Below are 242 nucleotides of genomic sequence, written 5' to 3' on the forward strand. Positions count from 1 at the left end.
CTATGTGCCTGATCAGGAAGATGAAGAACCGGAGGTTCAGCTATGAGCGCCGGTTGGGGTCTTGGAATCACCGTTGTGTTGCTGGCAATGAATGCTTTCTTCGTCGCCGGAGAATTTGCGACGACATCGTCGCGCCGTTCGCAGATCGAGCCTCTCTGCGAAGAAAAGCGTCGCGGAAGCGCTCAGGCGATGTTCGCACTTGAACACGTATCATTGATGCTCGCTATCTGTCAGCTGGGTGT

The 242-nt window shown here is 54.5% G+C and carries 1 protein-coding gene; it reads left to right on the plus strand.

Going from position 1 to position 242, the window contains the following annotated elements; translation table 11 throughout:
* Positions 1-42: 42 nt before the first annotated feature.
* Positions 43-242 (plus strand): CNNM domain-containing protein (locus tag QP415_RS12720; protein WP_285100313.1); only part of this gene is annotated, 200 nt, incomplete at its 3' end.

Source organism: Pauljensenia sp. UMB3104, assembly GCF_030217285.1.
GTDB lineage: Bacteria > Actinomycetota > Actinomycetes > Actinomycetales > Actinomycetaceae > Pauljensenia.